Raw genomic sequence first — 19769 nt, forward strand, 5'->3', positions numbered from 1 at the left:
AACTATTTTTTTCTTTTGAAAACGGGTACTGCTGAACATGCTTCGCCAAACATAATTGAACGAGCATAGTTCATCATTTTTTGTGTTGCCATTACATATCCTTCATCAGGAATTGGCTTTTTAGCGCAACCTTTAATAATAACAGGTTTGTCTTGATACGGTGTAAAATCTAAATTATTAATTATTTGTTGATAATACACTAAATCTAACTGATGTAAATTACCTTGCACCACTAATTTTGCATAAGGTTGTACGTAAGATGATACCAACATCATTGCCCAAGATGGTAAAATAGCATCGGTTGTACAGGTTATGGCTACTAATTGATTTTGGTACACACTCCAATCTTTATCACTAAGTGCTGCACGAAAATCTTTCTCTTTTAAAATAAAACCTTCGTATAAAAATTGAGAAATATCAATAAGTACACGAGGTTCTGTAGGATAATAATCTTCTAAATCAAAAACTACTAAACTACTGTTTGCTACTTTATTTATAATTTCTCCTTCCATATTAAAGCATTCCAAGTTCTAACTTAGCTTCTTCGCTCATCATGTCTTTATCCCAAGGCGGATCAAAAGTTAATTCAATTTCAACATCTTTTACCATATCAATTGATTTTACTTTTTCTTGAATTTCCATTGGCAATGTTTCAGCCACAGGACAATTTGGTGATGTTAAGGTCATTAAGATTTTTACTTCACGATCCTCGTTTACGAAAACATCGTAAATTAATCCTAATTCGTAAATATCTACTGGAATCTCAGGGTCGAAAATCGTTTTTAAAACTTTTACGATATTTTCGCCTAATGCATTCATATCAATTTCTTGTTCCATTTCTTCGTTATTGTTTGGCTTGAAGGGCGATTGCATATAATTTTATTTGTTTCATCATTGACACTAAACCATTGGCGCGTGTTGGTGATAAATGTTCTTTTAATCCTATTTCGTCTACAAAACTCATATCTGCATTCATTACATCTACCGCTTTTTGATTGGAAAAAGTTCTGATTAAAATAGCAATAATTCCTTTGGTAAGAATGGCATCACTATCGGCAGTAAATGTAATTACATCGTTATCAATATCGGCGTGTAACCATACTTTTGATTGACAACCTTTTATTAAGTTTTCGTCTTTTTTGTATTGTTCGTTTATTAAAGGTAAGGTTTTTCCTAACTCAATAATATACTCGTATCGTTGCATCCAATCATCAAACATTGAAAATTCGTCAACAATATCGTCTTGTATTTCTTTAATTGTACTCATTATTTATTGTTTAGCTCAACATTTGTTGCGCTTTTTTTAAGGCTTCAATCATTGCATCAATTTCTTCTTTGGTATTGTAAAAAGCAAACGATGCGCGAATGGTTCCCGGAATATCAAAATAATTCATAATAGGCTGTGCGCAGTGATGCCCTGTACGAACCGCAATGCCTAATTTATCAATAATAGCACCCACATCATACGGATGAATGCCTTTAAAATTGAACGAAATTACCGATGCCTTTTCCTTAGTGGTTCCGTAAAACTCAATACCTTCTAATTCGCTTAAACGTTGGGTACCGTAATCTAACAGTTCTTTTTCGTAAGCCGCAATATTATTAAATCCTACTTCATTTAAATAATCAACCGCAACTCCTAAAACAATACCACCTGCAATATTGGGTGTACCTGCTTCAAACTTATGCGGCAAACAAGCGTACGTTGTTTTTTCAAACGTTACCTCTTTAATCATTTCACCACCACCTTGGTAAGGAGGCAATGCGTTTAACCATTTTTCTTTGCCGTATAAAACACCTGTACCCGTTGGACCACAAATTTTATGTCCCGAAAACACATAGAAATCGCAATCTAACGCTTGAACATCGGGTTTTAAATGAGGTGTTGCTTGCGCGCCATCAATCAACACCGCGGCACCAACTTCGTGTGCTTTATCAATAATAAATTTGATGGGATTGATGGTTCCTAAGGCGTTTGATATATGATTTACCGCAACTACTTTGGTATTTTTGTTTAGTAAATTTACATACGCATCCATATCTAAAGATCCATCGGGCAACATAGGAATAACCTTTAAGGTTGCACCCGAACGCTCGCAGGCAAATTGCCAAGGCACAATGTTAGAGTGATGCTCTAAATGCGATACAATGACCTCATCGCCAGCTTGTAAGATTTGACCAAAACCGTTGGCTACCAAATTGATTCCAAAGGTGGTACCTGCCGTAAACAATACTTCAAAACTGTTTTTGGCGTTGATGTGTTTTTGTAGCTTAATACGTGCTTCTTCATAAGCATCGGTTGCTACCTGACTTAAATGATGTACCCCACGGTGAATGTTTGCATTGATTTCTGAGTAATACTTTACTTCGGCATCAATGACTACCTGTGGTTTTTGGGCGGTAGCACCGTTATCAAAATAAACCAATGGTTTACCGTTTACTTGTTGTGAAAGTATGGGAAAATCGGCTCTAATTTTATTTATATCGAATGTCATTCTAATTTCAGAAAATTTATACAAAGATACTAATATAAAATTACACGATTGTTTTTTTGAAATTGGAATTTAGAATAGGTTTAAATAAAAAACACACATTTAAAAATGTGTGTTTTTATATTATAAAATTTACTTGCTTCTACCAGATGGTAATTGCGGATTTGAAATTGTATTACAACTTACAACAGTTGCGGTTATTTTAGTTTGTTTAGAGCGGTATTTTTCTTGATTATAAGGCATACCAGAAAGTAAGGGTCCCTTTGCAGAATAATAAGTTTCTGCAACACCTACATAATTTTTAACTGGTGTAAATGTAACTTTACCTGTTAATGAACTATACACCCACGTACCTACATTAGCTTGCGCATAAGTTGCTGTTGGATTAAGTAATGTTGGTGTACTACCTACAACATTTCCTGTAGCATCCTCAAATTGAAAGGTGCTATAATCTATATGTGTCCCATTGGTATTTCCTGGTGTAGGATCTGTTAAACCACTTAGTAAACCATTGTAAAAAATATCATTATCAAATGGACTAATTTCGTAAGAAAGGTTATAATTACCACAAAACTTAGCAACATCCTCTTGTGTTTCAGGCATGTAAGGTAAGCTTATTTTAACCATTTTAATTAAATGCGCTTCCGATGCACCTCCTGTAGAAGCTGCAAACCCAAGCTTAAAAACACTTGGAACAGAGCTATTTAGTGTGTAAGTTGATGGAGAACTTTTACCATTATCTACATATGTTATGCTTTGTCTATATACGTATTTATCAATAACTGTAACTGGCGCATTATTACCCGCTTGTATCTTTACTGTTATAACAAACCCATCATTAGTTAATCCTAATAAGGCTGGCGCAGGTAAAATTGTAACAAAAGCTTTTCTATAATCTGGAGAGGTAACGGGTGGGTTTTTTGAATTACCTCTTAAAGAAAAAGGCGCTGCTAAATAATTTGCGTTTGTAGTATAATTCCCACTAGTTGTACTCATTAAAGCTGCACCAGCAAAAGTTCTAGCATCAGTAAAACCAGATTGATTTAATTTTGCTAAAGTTGATTGTGTAGCCAAAACGGGATATCCTGAAAAATTAACCCCTTGCCCATTTCTATTATTTCTATCATATGCACCTCTTAACGTAACGTGACTTAGACCATAATTAGACCAGGTTCCGTTCACTGCTCCAGCAGTGATGGTGTTACCGGTTGCAATACCGTTTAAATATTCTTGGGGATTACTTTGTACAATACTACCCTTAAAATTACCAAAAACATCTAAACCAACACCTAAGTAAGCACCAGACAAACCTTGTCTTTTTTGAGTATTAGTAGCATAATTATATGCATATCCTAATCCCCTACCTTTTGAACCTAAAACAGGAGCTGCTATAGTTCCGTCATACAAAAACATCACTAATCCATCCCCATAAGAGGAATATGAAGGTGATGTTGAAACGTAAGGTGTACCACCATAAATACTGTATTCAAATTCAATATTTAATCCGTTTGTTGAGTCAAATGAAGCTGCATCAAACAAAACCCCTCCAAACAAATTCTGACCAACACCTGTTAACAAAAGTCCGTCTGAATTAAATGTTGCTACATTTGTACCAGACCCACTTGTAGTTATTACACCTGAAGGCTGACCGCTTGTAAAATCCATTTCGTACGGAAAACGAGTTACCGTTTGTGCATCCACGTTATAACAATATAAAACAAGAGCAAAAAAGGTAAAGTAAAAGGATATTTTTTTACCTACTTTCATTAGTCTCTCACTTTAAAAACTATATTCATGAATGTTTTTGGTGTAACAACTGCGGTTGATTTTACAGTATAAGTTAACTGACCAGTTGCAGAAACAGCAACATTTTGATATACATCGGTATCATAATAGGTAATAAAATAATCTAATTGATTTGCTGGTAGTGTTGGAAGTGTTGAACTTGCGTTACTTCTTGCCCAACCTGTACCTGTTGTACCTGATCCCGAAATATTAAATTGTTGTGAATACAAGGTATATAACTCAATTGTTTGCGTACTTGTAAGCACTGAACCTGTAGATGTATTATGTGTAGGTATTACTATTGCTGGCATATAAAAAAAGCTAGGCATAACTGATTTCACTTGTTTTAAAACACCGTTAGCATCGGCAATTATTACTCTATCAGTAGCTGAAGTTGCAACATTTGGCAAACCCGTTATTGAAGTTGGTGTACCATTCGTAGCAATTGTAAATGCATTACCATTATTTGTAATTGTAGTTGCCTTTGTAAGATCACCTCCTAATTGAATATCATTTACCACTTTTGTTAAACCATTAGAAGCTGTAGATGAAGCAGGAACTAAATCTGATACATTAGCCCATTTTGTAAAAACTTCACTTCTTGATCCTAAGTTTGAAGTTGTGCTATCGTAAGTTAACACTTGACCTGTTGTAGGAGCTGTTCTAGGTAAATAATATGCGTTTACATAAGTTTGCCCCGTTATTCCATTCATACTTGTATATCTAAATGGTTGTCCTGCATTATTCCCGTCTTGTACAACACCTATTTTAACTCCATTCGCATCAACACCAAGTAATGTATTTTTTCCTTGCGCAAAAGTTGAATTATCTGCACCAAATTGTGTAGCAATTAAGTTATGAACCCCATATCCTGAATCCAAATGAGATTTATTAGAATCGATCATAAAATTACCCGCAACATTATTTGTTGCTTCCATTGAATTACCAGCGAATAATTCTACATATGGTCTATAACTTGAAGCAGTACTTGCATCTGTAGCTATATGAGCTCTTCCTTTTTGATTGGCAACTGTAGCGCCTGAATTTCTTAAATATGATTCAGTAAAAAAATTACCATTTGTTATGGATGCGCTTACGCCTGCACCTGCATCCATTGTATTTTCCTCTACAAATGTTTGTCCTTTTACATACAATTTCTCACTACGAACAGGATCTGTAGAAATAGTACCTAAAGCAACATTTCCTTGTTGATAAATATTTTGAGTATTGGAAGTAGCTTGATTTGAAGTGTTTTGAACATTCCATGGCTCATTAGAAATAGCTGACTGATCTACCCAAATTGGCGCACCTGAAGCATTAGAAGTTAATACTTTATTATTTCCAGGAGAAGCTATATCAGCTGGAACAATTGTACCGTCAGCTATTTTTGCAGATGTTACTGCATTAGGAGCAATGGTTGTTACATTACTGTTTTGTGGAGCAGTTACATCTCCTGTTAAAGCAGCACGTTCAAATGAAGAACCATTTAATATTACAGATGTAGAACCAGTATACGTTGTATTTGTATCTGTAGGAGTTACCCAAGAACCATCACCTCTTAAAAAAGTAGTTGCAGTTGCTCCTGTTGGTAATTTACCTATTGTAACAGCGTTATTAGCAATTTTGTTTGTTGTAATAGCATTATCTGCAATACCTAAAGTCACATCTGCTAAAACAGACTGTACCACAGAAGTTGTTGTACCAGCTGTTGTACCAGCTGTTACTGTAACACCATCACCTTTTAATGTTTTACCAATACCTGTAGCTGTTGTATTTACAGATAATACACCATTTGCATCAATATTTACTGTAGGATTTGTAGCTGCTTGTTTTACAACTCCTAAATTACCCGTATTAGTAGCTGTAGCAACATTTACCTTATAATCTGTTACATTACCTGTTACTGTTGAACCAACTGTTGTATTAGTGCCATCTGATAAGGTGGTTGTTTTTTGTCCTGCTTGAATAACTGATGCTAAATCGATTGTTCCTGCTACTCCATTTACTGTTGTGGTTAAAGAACTACCAGATACAGTATTAGCTACCGTATTAACAATAGGAGCAACACTTGAAACACCATTTACAGTAGATGTTAGGGTATTACTATTACTTGCTAAAATATTTGTTGTAGCTGGTACAAGAGATGATTGTGGAACCCAAGCAACAGTACCATTGGTTTGTGTTACCATTACTTGTGGTGCAGTTAAAGGTAAAGTACCTTGCGCTCTTTCAATTTTAACTGGTTTAATACCTCCATTAGTAATACCAATAGTAGCATCTGTTAAAAGAGAAGCTGCACCACCTGTAAGACTTAAACCATCATTAACAACAATGTTTTTACCCCCTTTAACATTAGCAGCTGTAATATCGGCAGGTACCCATGCACTTCCGTTCCATGTAATTACTTGTCCGCTAGTAGCGCCTGTAAAAGTTACAGGTTGACTTTGAATTTTAGTAATTGTATTGCTTCCTAAAGCACCATTAACATCGCCAACTAATGACAAAGCACCATCGTTACTTGCTATTAATCTGTTCCATTTAGAGTCTGCTGATGTCCAATAATAAAATCCTTCTATTACATCACCTGTTTTATTGGTATTGTAAACCAACAAAGAATTAGCGGTACTAGGTAATGCACCCGCAATTGGAGCAAAAACAGTAGTACTTGTTAATGCAACACGTGGAATTAACAAACCTTTTGTATTTGATTTCATATCAATTACGGAAGCTTTGTTAGGGGTTGCTGTACCAAATCCTTGCTGCGCATATAGCCCACTGGCACTTAAAGTAAGTGCCAATAATGCTATATTTATTTTTGTTGCTCTTTTCATAAGCAAAAGTTTAATTAAAAAAATGAAATTAGTTTCGTGCAACTATTTCCCAAGCTGTACCGTTTGATTTTACAACCCAACTTTGATAAGGCATTGAACCATAAGTTGTTAATACATTTAAATAACCTGTATGTGTATCGGTAGTATTTGCAATTCTAATGTTGATTACTTGCCCTTCAGCTTCTGATGCATTTGGAAACGTAATTGTTTGATCTGCATTTGTTAAAGTTACATTAATAACCACTTCTGGTGTATGGAAACTATAGTTAGCATTTGCAGCAACATCTACATTTGTTCCTGTTACAACCTTATCTACAGTACGTAGTATACCTCCTGTAGTTTCAGCAACAATTACTTTATTTTTTGTAGCAGTAGTAGGAGCAACATTTGTTAACCCTGTAATTGCTAACGTATTCGCAGCATTTGTATTAATTGCAGTTGGCTCTATTAAATCGCCTCCTAATTTAATTTCTTCTGAAGTAGTATCTTTATGTAAACCGTTAATTACTTTCACTGCACTGTTTACTGTTTGGTATGTAACGCCTCCTTTACCATCTGCTGTTGGTACCATACCAGAAGCTACTGGAGTTGCTGTACCATTTGCGGTTGTGAATGATGTCATTTTATCAGAAGAAACAGCACCTGGAGCAATACTTGTATTATCTACTGCATTATCAGCCAATTCAGAAGCTCCTACAGCATCTGGTGCAATGTGCGCAGCTGTAATCTTATCAGCTCCTATCTCTAATTTAATATCTTTTAATACTGATTGTGTTGCACTTGATGTTGTTGTTGCACCTGTACCTGTTATTTGAATAACATCATCAGTAGTTAAATTTTTACCAGCTGCAGCTGCCACAGTAGATGGCTCCCATTGTTTTGTTCCATCATTATACACTAACATGTTGTTTGCAGCTGTTGGAGCTGTTGTAGAAACACCCGTTCCTTGAATAGCTGTAACTTTTGTAGCGTTTAAAGGTCCTGTAACGTCGCCTTCTAACTTCACGTTTGTTTCGTTAATAGACAATGTACCATCTGCTGCAATAGTAACTTCTTCTGTACCTGCTGCTGCTTGTTTAACAGCACCTGTTGTTGTTGCATTACCAATATTTACATCTACTTTAAAAGGTGTTGCTGTAGAACCATTACCTGATACAGTTGTATTTGTTCCATTAGCCATAACTGTATTGCTTGGCAAATCTGATTGATTAACCCAAGTTACATTACCTTTATCATCTGTCACCATTACTTGGTTAGCTGTACCACCTGTGTTTGTAGTAGAATTTGGCGCTTGAATATCTGTTGTAGTAATGGTACCGTCTTTAATGTCAGCTGATGTAATACTCTCAGGTGCAATTCTTAAATGAGTTGGAACTAAAACAGCATCTGTTAAACTTTGAGCATTACCTGTAGCTCCAATAACAATTTTACCATCTGTAGTTAAATCTTCACCTGCTGCTGCTGCAATAGTTTTATAGGTAACTGTACCATCAGCATTAGCTACAGGTACTGTATTAGCTGCTGCTAATGTTCCATTTTCAGAATTCTTTGTAGATAACTTATCCGCTGTTACTGCACCAGTAGCTAACTCATTTGCACCTACAGCACCTGTACCAATTTGTGTAGCAGTAATAGAGTTGTCTTTAATTTTTAAGTAGGTTGGCGTTAAAACAGCACCTGCTAAAGTACTAGCTGTTGCTGAACCTGCATCTGCTCCTACACCAATGATATCATCGGTAGATAACGTTTTACCAATAGCTGTTGAAGCATCTTGATACTTTACTTCGGTTGTAGTACCATTGTTAACTACTGTTGCAATTTGACCAGGTGTAGCTGCGCCTGGATCTAATTTATCAGCACCAATAGATCTATTTTTAACTCCAATTTTAGTATCTACTAAAACAGCTCCAGTACCAATTGTTCCGTTTGTAAACTCTAACTCTTTCTCTAAAGTTAAATCTTTAGCTTTAAGTAAATCAGAAACTGAAACTTGTTTTAACACACCATTATTGTCCATTACCATAACTTTTTCATTAGTTACAGTTGTTAATGTTTCTAAACCTTTGATAGATAATGTTTTTCCTGTAGCAGGATCAACAGTAATATCTGTAGCTTTAGTTAAAGGTCCTCCTAATGATACTTCATTTGTTGTAATTCCAGTTGCAGGATCTGTAACAGGTGTAACTGTAATACCATTAACACCTTCAATAAAATCAACTGGATTAACCCATTTAGATTCTAATTTGTTTGTTGTAGGATTTAAAACAGTTACCATTACTTGTCCTTGAGTACCTTCTTTAACACCTACTGTATATGTTGTTGTATTACCAACTTCTACTTCGGTTACTTTTACATTATCACCTGGTGCAACTACCACTTCCTTTTCAGTATTTGTAGATACAAAACGTACCCATTTAGCACCATCCCAGTAGTAAAAACCTTCTCCTGTAGTAGCATTTGTATTGTATACAAACAAAGATGTAGCTGGAGCTGTTACTGGAGCTGCTGCATTTAAATTAGGAATATCAATTCTAGGAATTAATAAACCGCGTTTTGATGAAACGATATCAACAGCTGCTGATTTATCAGGTGTGTTAGTACCAAAACCTTGTTGTGCAAATGTTTCTGTTGATGTTAAAACTGCAAATGCTATTGCTGCCGTAAGTAATAATTTTTTCATATAGTTTCTAATTTTTCTTTATAATTTATGTAATGTGTTTCTATTATTATTCTAAAATTTCTCAATGATTTTCCAAATGGTACCGTCTGATACAAATGCCCATCCTGAGTAAGGTAAAGCTGTGTAAAGTCCGCTAGTAACGCCATGTATCGCTCCAGAAACGTTTACATAGTAATCTTCATTGGCATCGTACTTTTTAACAGTAAATTTCTTTCCTTTATTTAATGTAGGGTCTGGAAGTACTAAAGTAATATCTTGATTGGTTGGAGTACCTAATAAAATAGCATCGCTAGCTACAACGTTGTAATTTGTTGAAACTTCTTTTATATTATTTTGCGAATCAAAATTCACAAACAACTCACCACTTTGATTAATGGTTACCGATGGATTGTTAGCTGCTTGTTTTACAACACCTAAATTGGTTCCGTTAGCAGTAGCTACCGCAATAGTATAATCTTTACCACCTGTTGCATTTGGTGTTGCAGCAGATGTTACTGTAATGGGATTATTGCCTACAAACGTATCTACTTTTTGATTTGCTTGCACAATATTTTTAACGTTTATAGTCTGGGTTGCACCTGAATTATCAATATACGTGAATGAAGTTCCATCATAAGAAACGTTACCTGCATTGTTTTTGATAATTTGTTTTAAGATGTTATTCACTGTGCTGTTATCCACAATTTGCTGAAAGTTATTGATAACATCTGTTACAACATTAATAATAGTTACAGTTCCGTCTTCCGATGTATAGGTATAGGTTCCGTTATTATTGTTTACTAAAGTTGTAATGATATTAACATCGGTAAGTGGAATAGAAACAGTGTTTCCGTCTGAATCTTTCAGTATCAAACTACCATTGTTAACCGTAAACGATTCATTTTTAGTATTTGTATCTAAATCTTGTATATCGTTTTGATTTACTAATCGTGCCCATCTATTATCATACCAATAGTAATAACCTGGTTTAATATCAGCACTGTTTGTAGTATTAAAAACCAATAACGATTCTACATTGCCTTTTGTAATTGTAGTAGCATCTGTAATACTTGTTAAAGGCACTCTTGGTATTAAAATACCTTTATTGCTTGCTACAACTTCTAATTGACTAGATTCGTTTGGCTGAAGGGTACCTATTCCGACCTGTGCATGCGAAACCAAAACTCCTCCTAAAAATAGTAATCCTGTAAGTAATCTTTTATTCATATATAAATATTCTAAAGATTATTGATTTTATTTGAAAATAATTTAATTAAAACCATTAAATATTTGATAATCATTATTATAAAAAAATGTTTAATAATTCAATTTCTCTGCAAAAGTAACCATTTTACTTGATGCTTTTCTTTTAACAGCTCATAACTCATTAAATATTAACATTATATGAGTTTAATGCTCACTTAGTGTTAATATTTAGTTATTATTTGCCATTATTTAATATTTAATATTTCTGTTACAAATCTTAAAATCAAACTTTGGTAAAAAAGCAGTTTTCAGTATCTTTGAAACTAACGCTTTTAATGTTACCTAACATCCTACAAAATGCAAAATAAAATCAATCTACAAGCCTTTAAAGATTTCTTACACTCTAACAATATTGGCGGAATTTTACTTTTTTCTTGTGTTATTCTCTCTTTAATTGTGGCCAACACAAACTTAGCCGAACCTTTACAACATTTTTTAGATACTAAAATTGGTTTTGAAAACAACACTATTCATCTTAATTATTCTATTTTATTATGGATTAATGACGGATTGATGGCTATTTTCTTCTTGCTTGTTGGTTTGGAAATTAAACGAGAATTGGTTGAAGGAGAGCTATCATCCCCTAAAAAAGCGTCGTTACCTATTTTGTGTGCTATTGGTGGTGCATTAGTACCTGCTCTTATCTATTTTATATTTAATAACGGATTACCTACGCAACACGGTTGGGGTATTCCTATGGCTACTGATATTGCTTTTGCATTAGCTGTAATATCGCTTGTAAGTAAAAATGTGCCTCCTAGTTTAAAAATATTCTTAGCTGCCTTAGCTATTGTAGACGATTTAATTGCCATTTTAGTAATTGCTTTGTTTTATTCTACAGGTATTGAGATTACGTATTTAATGTACGCAGGCATCGGAATGATTATTTTAATTGCAATGAATCGTTTTAATGTTCAAAATCCTTGGTTGTATTTAATACCAGGCGTGTTTATTTGGTATTTTGTACATCATTCAGGTATTCATGCTACCATTGCGGGTGTTTTAATTGCTATGACTATACCAACTAACGATACCGATGTAGAATCGCCATTAGAACGTTTAGAGCATGCTATTGCAAAACCCGTAAACTTATTAATTGTTCCTCTTTTTGCTTTTGCTAACACCAACATAACATTACAAGCAGAAATGCTAGAAGGTTTAACATCACCATTAGGTTTGGGTATTATTCTGGGGTTATTAATAGGTAAGCCAGTTGGTATCTTAATTTCGACTTTTATTTGTACAAAATTAGGTCTAAGTACTTTACCTGAAAATGCTACTTGGAGTCACATTATTGGTGTAGGGTTTTTAGCAGGAATTGGTTTTACCATGAGTATTTTTGTATCTATACTCTCTTTTAAAGATCCTTTGTTTGTTGAAGAAGCTAAATTAGCTGTATTATTAACTTCTTTAGTTGCAGGATGTATTGGCTTTATCCTCTTAAAAACACAAAAGAATAAGAAATAAAAAAAACCACTTCGTTTGAAGTGGTTTTTTTTATTTATATATCAAAGCCTATGTTTACTCCTAATTTCATTGAAATTAACTTTTGTAATTTCAATTGTAAATCGGGAATGGCTACCGATGATAAAACCTCATCAGTAAAGGCATACATTAATAATGCTTTAGCTTCTTTCTTAGGAATTCCGCGTTGTTGCATGTAAAACATTGCCGTTTCATCTAACTGACCAATAGTACATCCGTGCGAACATTTAACATCATCAGCAAAAATTTCTAATTGTGGTTTGGTGTTCAACGTCGCTTTATCGGTTAATAAAATATTGTTGTTTTGTTGAAAAGCGTCGGTTTTTTGGGCGATTTTATCTACATAAATTTTTCCATTGAAAACACCCGTAGAACGATCGTCAAAAATACCTTTGTAGTTCTGGTGCGATTCACAATTTGGTTGTTTGTGATGTACCGATGTATAATGATCTACATGTTGTTTATCGCCAATAATGGTAACTCCTTTTAAAGTAGAATCAATACGCTCTCCTTTTTGAAAGAAATTCAGATTGTTTCTAGTGATGTTTCCTCCAAACGAAAACGTATGAACCGAAACACGACTCTCTTGTTTTTGATCGATATACGTATTATCTACCAAGTTTGCCGTTTGCACATCGTTTTGTAGCTTATAATAGTCTACAATGGCGCGTTTTGAAGCAAAAATCTCGGTTACACTATTGGTTAACATTGTTGTTTCAGTCAACGATTGATGACGCTCAATAATTTGAACGTGTGCATTTTCACCTACAATAATTAAATTACGTGGTTGCACAAAATTAGATGCAGCACCAGTGGTAAAATAAATAACCTCTATTGGCTTTTGTACAACCGTTGATTTAGGAATGTTGATGTAAGCGCCTTCAAACGCGTAAGCCGTATTTAAATTTGTTAAACTATCGTCGGTATTTGCAACTTGATTGAAATACGTATCGATAATCATTTTGTATTTTGGCTTTGTTAATGCTGAAGACATTAAACAAACATCTAAACCATCGTGCGTTGTTGATGATAAATGCGATGAAAAAACTCCGTTGATGAAAACCACTTTATAGGTATCAACATCGTTTAAAAAGTATTTTTTTACGTCTTTCCAATCAACCGCTACTTCGTTTTTAGGAAGAATGTTGTAATCGTTCGCTAACACGCTGTTTAACGAAGTGTATTTCCATGCTTCTTCCTTTTTTGTAGGAAAACCTTTATTTTCAAACACCTTTAATGCATTTGTTCTAACATCGTGTAGTGCAGAATTTACATCTACTTTTTGTTCAAATGCTAAAAAAGATGATAATAATTTTTCTTTTAAATCCATTACTTCTTTGTTTCAGGTTTTAAGTTTTAAGTTGCAAGTTGCGTAACCTGAAACTTAGAACTTAAAACTTTTCAAACTAATTATTTAAGCCAATCGTATCCTTTTTCTTCTAATTCAAGAGCTAATTCTTTACCTCCTGTTTTAACGATTTTTCCATCGTGCAATACGTGTACAAAATCTGGAACAATGTATTCTAATAAACGTTGGTAGTGTGTAATTACAATTACCGCGTTGTTTTCGCTCTTTAACTTATTCACTCCGTTAGCTACAATACGCAATGCATCAATGTCTAAACCTGAATCGGTTTCATCCAAAATAGCTACTTTAGGTTCTAACATTGCCATTTGAAAAATTTCGTTACGTTTTTTCTCACCACCCGAAAAACCTTCGTTTAATGAACGTGACAAAAACTTACGATCGATTTCTAATAATTCTGATTTTTCTTTGATTAACTTCAACATTTCGTTCGCTGGCATATCTTCTAAACCATTTGCTTTACGAGACTCGTTAATTGCCGTTTTCATAAAGTTGGTTACCGAAACACCTGGAATTTCAACTGGATATTGAAATGATAAGAAAATACCTTTATGTGCGCGTTCTTCTGGAGCTAAATCGCCTAAATCTTCGCCTTCTAAAATAATTTCTCCTTCAGTAACTTCAAAATTCTCGTTACCTGCAATAACAGATGACAAAGTTGATTTTCCGGCACCATTTGGACCCATAATTGCATGAACCTCACCTGCTTTTACCTCAAGATTAATTCCTTTTAATATTTCTTTATCCTCTACAGAGGCGTGTAAATTTTTTATTTGTAACATTTCTTCAAGATTTGAGATTTGAGATATGAGAATCGAATTCTCTACCTCCTTAAATCAATATTTATAATGTATTTTTATTTCTAATTTCTCAATACTAATAGCTGATATCTATTTTTATCCAACCGATCCTTCTAACGAAATTTCTAATAGTTTTTTAGCTTCTACGGCAAATTCCATTGGAAGCTTGTCTAAAACCTCTCTTGAGAATCCGTTTACAATTAAAGCTACTGCTGTTTCGGTAGGGATTCCTCTTTGGTTGCAATAGAAAATTTGATCTTCGCCAATTTTACTTGTTGTTGCTTCGTGCTCTAATTTAGCTGATGCATTTTTAGATTCGATATAAGGAAAAGTATGCGCGCCACATTCGTTACCCATTAACAAGGAATCACATTGTGTAAAGTTACGTGCGTTTTCGGCTCTTGATCCAATTTGAACCAATCCTCGGTAAGAATTTTGCGATTTTCCCGCTGAAATTCCCTTAGAAATAATAGTTGATTTCGTATTTTTTCCTAAGTGAATCATTTTGGTACCTGTATCGGCTTGCTGGAAGTTGTTAGTAACTGCAATTGAATAAAACTCGCCCACCGCATTATCACCTTTTAAAATACACGATGGATATTTCCATGTTACCGCTGATCCTGTTTCAACTTGTGTCCAAGATACTTTTGCGTTTTTCTCTGCTAAAGCACGTTTGGTTACAAAGTTAAAAACCCCACCTTTACCATTTTTATCGCCTGGGAACCAGTTTTGAACGGTAGAATATTTTATCTCAGCGTCATTTAAAGCAATTAACTCTACCACAGCAGCGTGCAATTGATTTTCATCACGACTTGGCGCTGTACATCCTTCTAAATAAGAAACATACGAACCTTCATCGGCAATTAACAAAGTACGCTCAAACTGACCCGTTCCTGCCTGATTGATACGGAAATAGGTTGATAATTCCATTGGGCAACGAACGCCTTTTGGAATATAACAGAATGATCCGTCTGAGAAAACAGCCGAGTTTAACGCTGCATAGAAATTATCGGTTTTTGGTACCACAGAACCAATGTATTGTTTAACCAATTCTGGATGTTCTTTGATAGCTTCTGATATCGAACAAAAAATAATTCCTTTTTCGTTTAAGGTTTCTTTAAAAGTAGTTGCAACAGAAACAGAATCCACTACAATATCCATTGCAATGTTGTTCATACGTTTTTGTTCTTCAATAGAAATTCCTAACTTTTTGTACATTTCTAACAATTCCGGATCTACATCGTCTAATGTTTTGTTAGGATCTACATCTTTTGGTGCTGAATAATATGAAATTGCCTGAAAATCGGGCTTTTCATAAGTTACATTTGCCCAATTAGGCTCGGTCATTTCTTTCCAAATTCTAAAAGCATCTAAACGCCATTCCGTCATCCATTCTGGCTCTGCTTTCTTTTGAGAAATGGCACGAACAATATCTTCATTTAGCCCCACAGGAAAAGTTTCAGCTTCTAATTCTGTATAAAAGCCGTACTCATATTCCTTAGTTTCTAATTCTTTTTTTAATTCTTCTTCCGTGTATTTTGACATATTTTTTGTCTTAAAGTTTAAAAGTCTTGTGTCTTAAAGTTTGAATTTTATGACCTTCGACATTTGACTATAATGAGAATGACTCTCCGCAACCACAAGTTCTTGTAGCGTTAGGATTGTTGAATACGAAACCTTTTCCGTTTAAACCTCCTGAATATTCTAACGTTGTTCCTACTAAATACAAGAAACTTTTTTTATCTACTGCGATTTTAACACCGCTATCTTCAAAAATTTTATCGTTTTCTAGGGCGTTTTCGTCAAACTTCAATTCGTATTCTAAGCCAGAGCATCCACCACTTTTTACGCCTACGCGAATAAAGGCTGTTTCTGGGTTTAAACCATCATCTTCCATCAACATTTTAGCTCTTTTAGCTGCCGATTCTGATACTTTTATCATGACAATTTGAATTTTAGATTATTACCAACTGCAAAGATACTTACAAAATATGATTTTTATCATACTAATAACAATATTATAACTATAAATGTATAAGCAGAATTTATAAAAAAACCGCCTCTAAATTTAAAGAGGCGGTTTTGAAATGATAAAAACAGGTTAGAACCTTAGAATGTTAACTTAATAGAAGCATTCCAAGTGCGTCCCCAACCAAATAATACTTGGTTAGATGTGTCTATACCTTTATAAGTACCTTTTGTTTTTTCGTTTACTTTATTTGCGGTGCTTGATTGAGCTATATACTCTGTATCAAATAAGTTGTTCACATTAACACGGAAACTTAAACGATTTTTATTAGTTAAATTAAGCGCGTATGAAACCCCTGCATCAACTACTTGGTAAGATGGCAACATTAAGTTTTCTTTTAACTGACGTGATGAATATAGGTCTTGAAAGTATCTATAATCTGCATCAACAGATAAATTTGGTAAAACTTTGTATTTTAAACCTAAACCAAATGTGGTTTGAGCAGCATCGCCTACTTTTCCTCCATCAATATCGGTTATTTTTGTTTCAAGATCGTTTCTGTTTTGATCACGCTCTATACTTACAGCATTTCCTTCGTACTTCCAATCACCTATCGAGGCAAAACCTTTAACTTCTAAATTGTATAACGGGCGTGCAACAACGTCGATTTCAATTCCTTTGTGATTTTGTTTGGTACCGTAATTTGATGTATAAATATCTTGTCCTTCTTGCACTTTTGACGGATCGTTTGTTGGGTTGTATTTTTTAACATCATCTGCAGTAGCACGTCTTGAACTTCCTGTAACACGATTATCCCAAGTAGTTTGATAAGCGTTTACATTTACATCAACAAATTGAGATGTAAATTTATATCCTAACTCTAATCCAACAATATCTTCGTTTTCAGCATTTTCATTAATATCATTTCTGTAGTTCATGAAAATGTTGTTTTGATAAGGCTGGCGTGAATAAACACCAACATTAGCAAAAACAAAGTGCTTGTTTTCAAAATTGTACGAAGCACCCGCTTTTACATTATATCCAATATTTGTAACTTTTTCAGATTTATCGTTACCAGGTGTGTATTGATAAAAATCATTACGCTCATTACTTTGATCAGAAAGTGCTCCTTGGAAATAGGCTGATAAACGATCTGTTGAATACTCTAACTGACCAAATACACCCGCATAACGAATAATTTGTTCATAATCCCAAGAAAGTTTATCTGAAGCATTATCTGCATGATCGTTAAACGATTTCCAAGGATTTGTACCAAAAGTATTTGAAGCGTGTATTGGATCTGCAAAATTGACATTTCCAGAATCAACAAAATAGCTTCCTCCCATTAAATTATTTAGCTGACGATTGTGTGTACCTTTGTAAGTACGCAAATCAAAACCAACATTTAAATTTAAATTTTTGGCTAATTCATGATTGAAGTTAGAAACAATACCAAACCATTGGTGGTTATTAACATCAGACCATAAAATATTTTTAGATTCACCGTTTACATCAGCCTCATTTACAGCTACGTACTTATCAATATTTACTAACCCATTTTCAAAGAAACGATCGTTTTCAGCTTGTGTTTTAGTAGTATCAATATTATTAACTCTAAAGTTGTTAGAACGACCACCGCCACTAGCAACAGATGCATAAACAACAGTTGATAAACTAGACTTTTCTGAAATTTGCCAATCCCAATTTAAGTTTGCAACTGGTTTGTGGTAATAATTTCTTCTTAGATTGTATTTTTCACCATTCCATAAACCAACATTGTTGTTGTATTTAGTACCAAATTGTAAGAAATCGGCAATTGTACCAGTATTTCCTTGATCATGCCATTGTGGCGCACCTGTAATTAAAAAGTTTAAATTGTGCTTTTTATTCACTTTATATCCAAAAGAGATGAAATAGTTTTGACCTTGACCAGCTGTTTGATCCATATAACCATCACCTTGCCAATGCGTAAACATAGCCGAAACACCAACGCCATTATCTAATAAACCTGTATTATAACCAACGGTGGTTTTGTAAAAATTATCGTTACCAACAGTTCCTTTAAAGAAACCACCTTCTTTCATTTCGGTAGCTTTTGTAATAAAGTTAATAGTACCACCCACTGATGAAATAGCTAATTTAGACGAACCTAAACCACGTTGAATTTGAACAGCATTTGCAATATCAGTCATACCAGACCAGTTAGACCAGTATACACGACCATTATCCATACCATTAATTGGCTGACCGTTTAATAAAAATGCTGTATTTGATTGATCAAAACCACGTGTACTCATTGACGATTCACCAAAACCACGTGCTTGCGATGTTACATAAACCGATGGTGTGTTTACCATTGTAGATGTAATATCTTGCGCTCCTACTTTTTCTTCAATTTCTTGTCTTTTAATTGTTGAAACCGCAATTGGTGTTTTTCTACCTTCTGCAACATCAATTACCCCACGAGCCATTACCACGATTTCTCCTAATGATTCAGCAGATTCGCTTAAATAAATTGTCCCTAAATTAATTTCGGTTGAATGCGTTACTGTAAAAGAAGTAGTTCTTGTGGTATAACCCAAATAAGCAAATTCTACCTGCCCTTGAGTTAACTCTGTTGAAATGGTAAAAGATCCATCTTCATTAGTAGTTACCCCTTCTGAGGTTCCTTTTACAAAAACTTCTACTCCTGAAATAGCTGTTTTTTTATCTGCATCGTAAACAACACCTGTTAATTTGTTTTGCGCATAAGAGGCAGTTGATGCGAAAAAAGCAATCATTGCCAACGTGCTTAGACGATTTTTCATTATTGTTTAGTTAAAAAATTCTTTGCAAAATTATTACATTAATATCAAAAACACACTAACAGCTAGAATAGTAAAGCATTCATAATGTTTAATTAACAATTTGCAAATCATTGTTAAAACACATTTATAATACTTTAAAATTTTAAGATTTAAAAAGTAATTAGGCATATTATTAGCAAATTATTTCGCTTTTTATCTATCTAAAAAGACTCTAAATTATATGCGCGCATACAAAAAACAATGTTTTGCACAAAAAAAGGCTGTCTTTATAAAAGAACAGCCTTTTTCAAAATTGGATATTTTTAAGAT

At 34.1% G+C, this 19769-nt stretch carries 14 protein-coding genes; 1 reads left to right on the forward strand and 13 read right to left on the reverse strand.

Features of this window, described 5'->3' with window-relative positions:
- Positions 1-2: 2 nt before the first annotated feature.
- The 8 genes from H1R17_RS03985 to H1R17_RS04020 all read right to left on the reverse strand — a co-directional run bounded on the left by H1R17_RS03985 (position 3) and on the right by H1R17_RS04020 (position 10994).
- Entirely contained in the window at positions 3-512 is a 510-nt protein-coding gene (locus H1R17_RS03985; protein WP_163431454.1) for a DUF2480 family protein, read from the reverse strand.
- A gap of 1 nt (position 513) precedes the next feature.
- Positions 514-837, reverse strand: a complete 324-nt coding sequence (locus H1R17_RS03990; RefSeq protein ID WP_163431643.1) for an SUF system Fe-S cluster assembly protein — start codon at positions 835-837, stop codon at positions 514-516.
- Positions 838-844: 7 nt separating this feature from the next.
- Positions 845-1267, reverse strand: a complete 423-nt coding sequence (locus tag H1R17_RS03995) for a SufE family protein (protein ID WP_163431455.1) — start codon at positions 1265-1267, stop codon at positions 845-847.
- Between the two features lie 10 nt (positions 1268-1277).
- Positions 1278-2495, reverse strand: coding sequence for an aminotransferase class V-fold PLP-dependent enzyme (locus H1R17_RS04000; RefSeq protein WP_163431456.1), 1218 nt, complete (start codon positions 2493-2495; stop codon positions 1278-1280).
- A 129-nt stretch (positions 2496-2624) separates the two neighbouring features.
- The gene (locus H1R17_RS04005; protein WP_163431457.1) at positions 2625-4259 is read right to left on the reverse strand and encodes a hypothetical protein; all 1635 of its coding nucleotides are present in this window, start codon (positions 4257-4259) and stop codon (positions 2625-2627) included.
- Positions 4259-7108, reverse strand: coding sequence for a hypothetical protein (locus H1R17_RS04010; RefSeq protein WP_163431458.1), 2850 nt, complete (start codon positions 7106-7108; stop codon positions 4259-4261). The genes H1R17_RS04005 and H1R17_RS04010 overlap by 1 nt, the downstream gene beginning before the upstream one ends.
- 28 nt (positions 7109-7136) lie before the next feature.
- Entirely contained in the window at positions 7137-9788 is a 2652-nt protein-coding gene (locus H1R17_RS04015; protein ID WP_163431459.1) for a hypothetical protein, read from the reverse strand.
- 51 nt (positions 9789-9839) lie between these two features.
- Positions 9840-10994, reverse strand: coding sequence for a hypothetical protein (locus H1R17_RS04020; protein WP_163431460.1), 1155 nt, complete (start codon positions 10992-10994; stop codon positions 9840-9842).
- 336 nt (positions 10995-11330) lie between these two features.
- Between H1R17_RS04020 and nhaA the strand changes: the two genes are divergently transcribed.
- Positions 11331-12500 carry a Na+/H+ antiporter NhaA gene (gene nhaA / locus H1R17_RS04025; RefSeq protein WP_163431461.1) on the forward strand — a complete coding sequence of 390 codons (1170 nt, stop codon included), beginning with the start codon at positions 11331-11333 and terminating at the stop codon, positions 12498-12500.
- A gap of 34 nt (positions 12501-12534) precedes the next feature.
- Here nhaA and sufD read toward each other — a convergent pair whose 3' ends face one another.
- The 5 genes from sufD to H1R17_RS04050 form a co-directional block, all read right to left on the reverse strand.
- Positions 12535-13848 (reverse strand): Fe-S cluster assembly protein SufD, encoded by a 1314-nt coding sequence (gene sufD, locus H1R17_RS04030; RefSeq protein WP_163431462.1) that lies wholly within the window; start codon positions 13846-13848, stop codon positions 12535-12537.
- Positions 13849-13928: 80 nt separating this feature from the next.
- Positions 13929-14666, reverse strand: coding sequence for a Fe-S cluster assembly ATPase SufC (gene sufC / locus H1R17_RS04035; RefSeq protein WP_163431463.1), 738 nt, complete (start codon positions 14664-14666; stop codon positions 13929-13931).
- 114 nt (positions 14667-14780) lie between these two features.
- Positions 14781-16229, reverse strand: a complete 1449-nt coding sequence (gene sufB, locus H1R17_RS04040) for a Fe-S cluster assembly protein SufB (protein WP_163431464.1) — start codon at positions 16227-16229, stop codon at positions 14781-14783.
- A 67-nt stretch (positions 16230-16296) separates the two neighbouring features.
- Positions 16297-16626 carry an iron-sulfur cluster assembly accessory protein gene (locus H1R17_RS04045; protein ID WP_163431465.1) on the reverse strand — a complete coding sequence of 110 codons (330 nt, stop codon included), beginning with the start codon at positions 16624-16626 and terminating at the stop codon, positions 16297-16299.
- A 167-nt stretch (positions 16627-16793) separates the two neighbouring features.
- Positions 16794-19460, reverse strand: a complete 2667-nt coding sequence (locus tag H1R17_RS04050; protein WP_163431466.1) for a carboxypeptidase-like regulatory domain-containing protein — start codon at positions 19458-19460, stop codon at positions 16794-16796.
- Positions 19461-19769 lie beyond the last annotated feature (309 nt).

This window comes from Flavobacterium sp. xlx-214 (assembly GCF_013874595.1).
Lineage (GTDB): Bacteria > Bacteroidota > Bacteroidia > Flavobacteriales > Flavobacteriaceae > Flavobacterium.

What these genes read in the sequence shown, in the direction of transcription:
- H1R17_RS04010 (WP_163431458.1), bottom strand. Translation starts at nt 7,108, where the DNA reads ATGAAAAGAGCAACAAAAATAAATATAGCATTATTGGCACTTACTTTA.
- H1R17_RS04015 (WP_163431459.1), bottom strand. Translation starts at nt 9,788, where the DNA reads ATGAAAAAATTATTACTTACGGCAGCAATAGCATTTGCAGTTTTAACA.
- H1R17_RS03990 (WP_163431643.1), bottom strand. Translation starts at nt 837, where the DNA reads ATGGAACAAGAAATTGATATGAATGCATTAGGCGAAAATATCGTAAAA.
- H1R17_RS04005 (WP_163431457.1), bottom strand. Translation starts at nt 4,259, where the DNA reads ATGAAAGTAGGTAAAAAAATATCCTTTTACTTTACCTTTTTTGCTCTT.
- H1R17_RS04045 (WP_163431465.1), bottom strand. Translation starts at nt 16,626, where the DNA reads ATGATAAAAGTATCAGAATCGGCAGCTAAAAGAGCTAAAATGTTGATG.
- H1R17_RS04050 (WP_163431466.1), bottom strand. Translation starts at nt 19,460, where the DNA reads ATGAAAAATCGTCTAAGCACGTTGGCAATGATTGCTTTTTTCGCATCA.
- sufB (WP_163431464.1), bottom strand. Translation starts at nt 16,229, where the DNA reads ATGTCAAAATACACGGAAGAAGAATTAAAAAAAGAATTAGAAACTAAG.
- H1R17_RS04000 (WP_163431456.1), bottom strand. Translation starts at nt 2,495, where the DNA reads ATGACATTCGATATAAATAAAATTAGAGCCGATTTTCCCATACTTTCA.
- sufC (WP_163431463.1), bottom strand. Translation starts at nt 14,666, where the DNA reads ATGTTACAAATAAAAAATTTACACGCCTCTGTAGAGGATAAAGAAATA.
- H1R17_RS03985 (WP_163431454.1), bottom strand. Translation starts at nt 512, where the DNA reads ATGGAAGGAGAAATTATAAATAAAGTAGCAAACAGTAGTTTAGTAGTT.
- sufD (WP_163431462.1), bottom strand. Translation starts at nt 13,848, where the DNA reads ATGGATTTAAAAGAAAAATTATTATCATCTTTTTTAGCATTTGAACAA.
- H1R17_RS03995 (WP_163431455.1), bottom strand. Translation starts at nt 1,267, where the DNA reads ATGAGTACAATTAAAGAAATACAAGACGATATTGTTGACGAATTTTCA.
- H1R17_RS04020 (WP_163431460.1), bottom strand. Translation starts at nt 10,994, where the DNA reads ATGAATAAAAGATTACTTACAGGATTACTATTTTTAGGAGGAGTTTTG.
- nhaA (WP_163431461.1), top strand. Translation starts at nt 11,331, where the DNA reads ATGCAAAATAAAATCAATCTACAAGCCTTTAAAGATTTCTTACACTCT.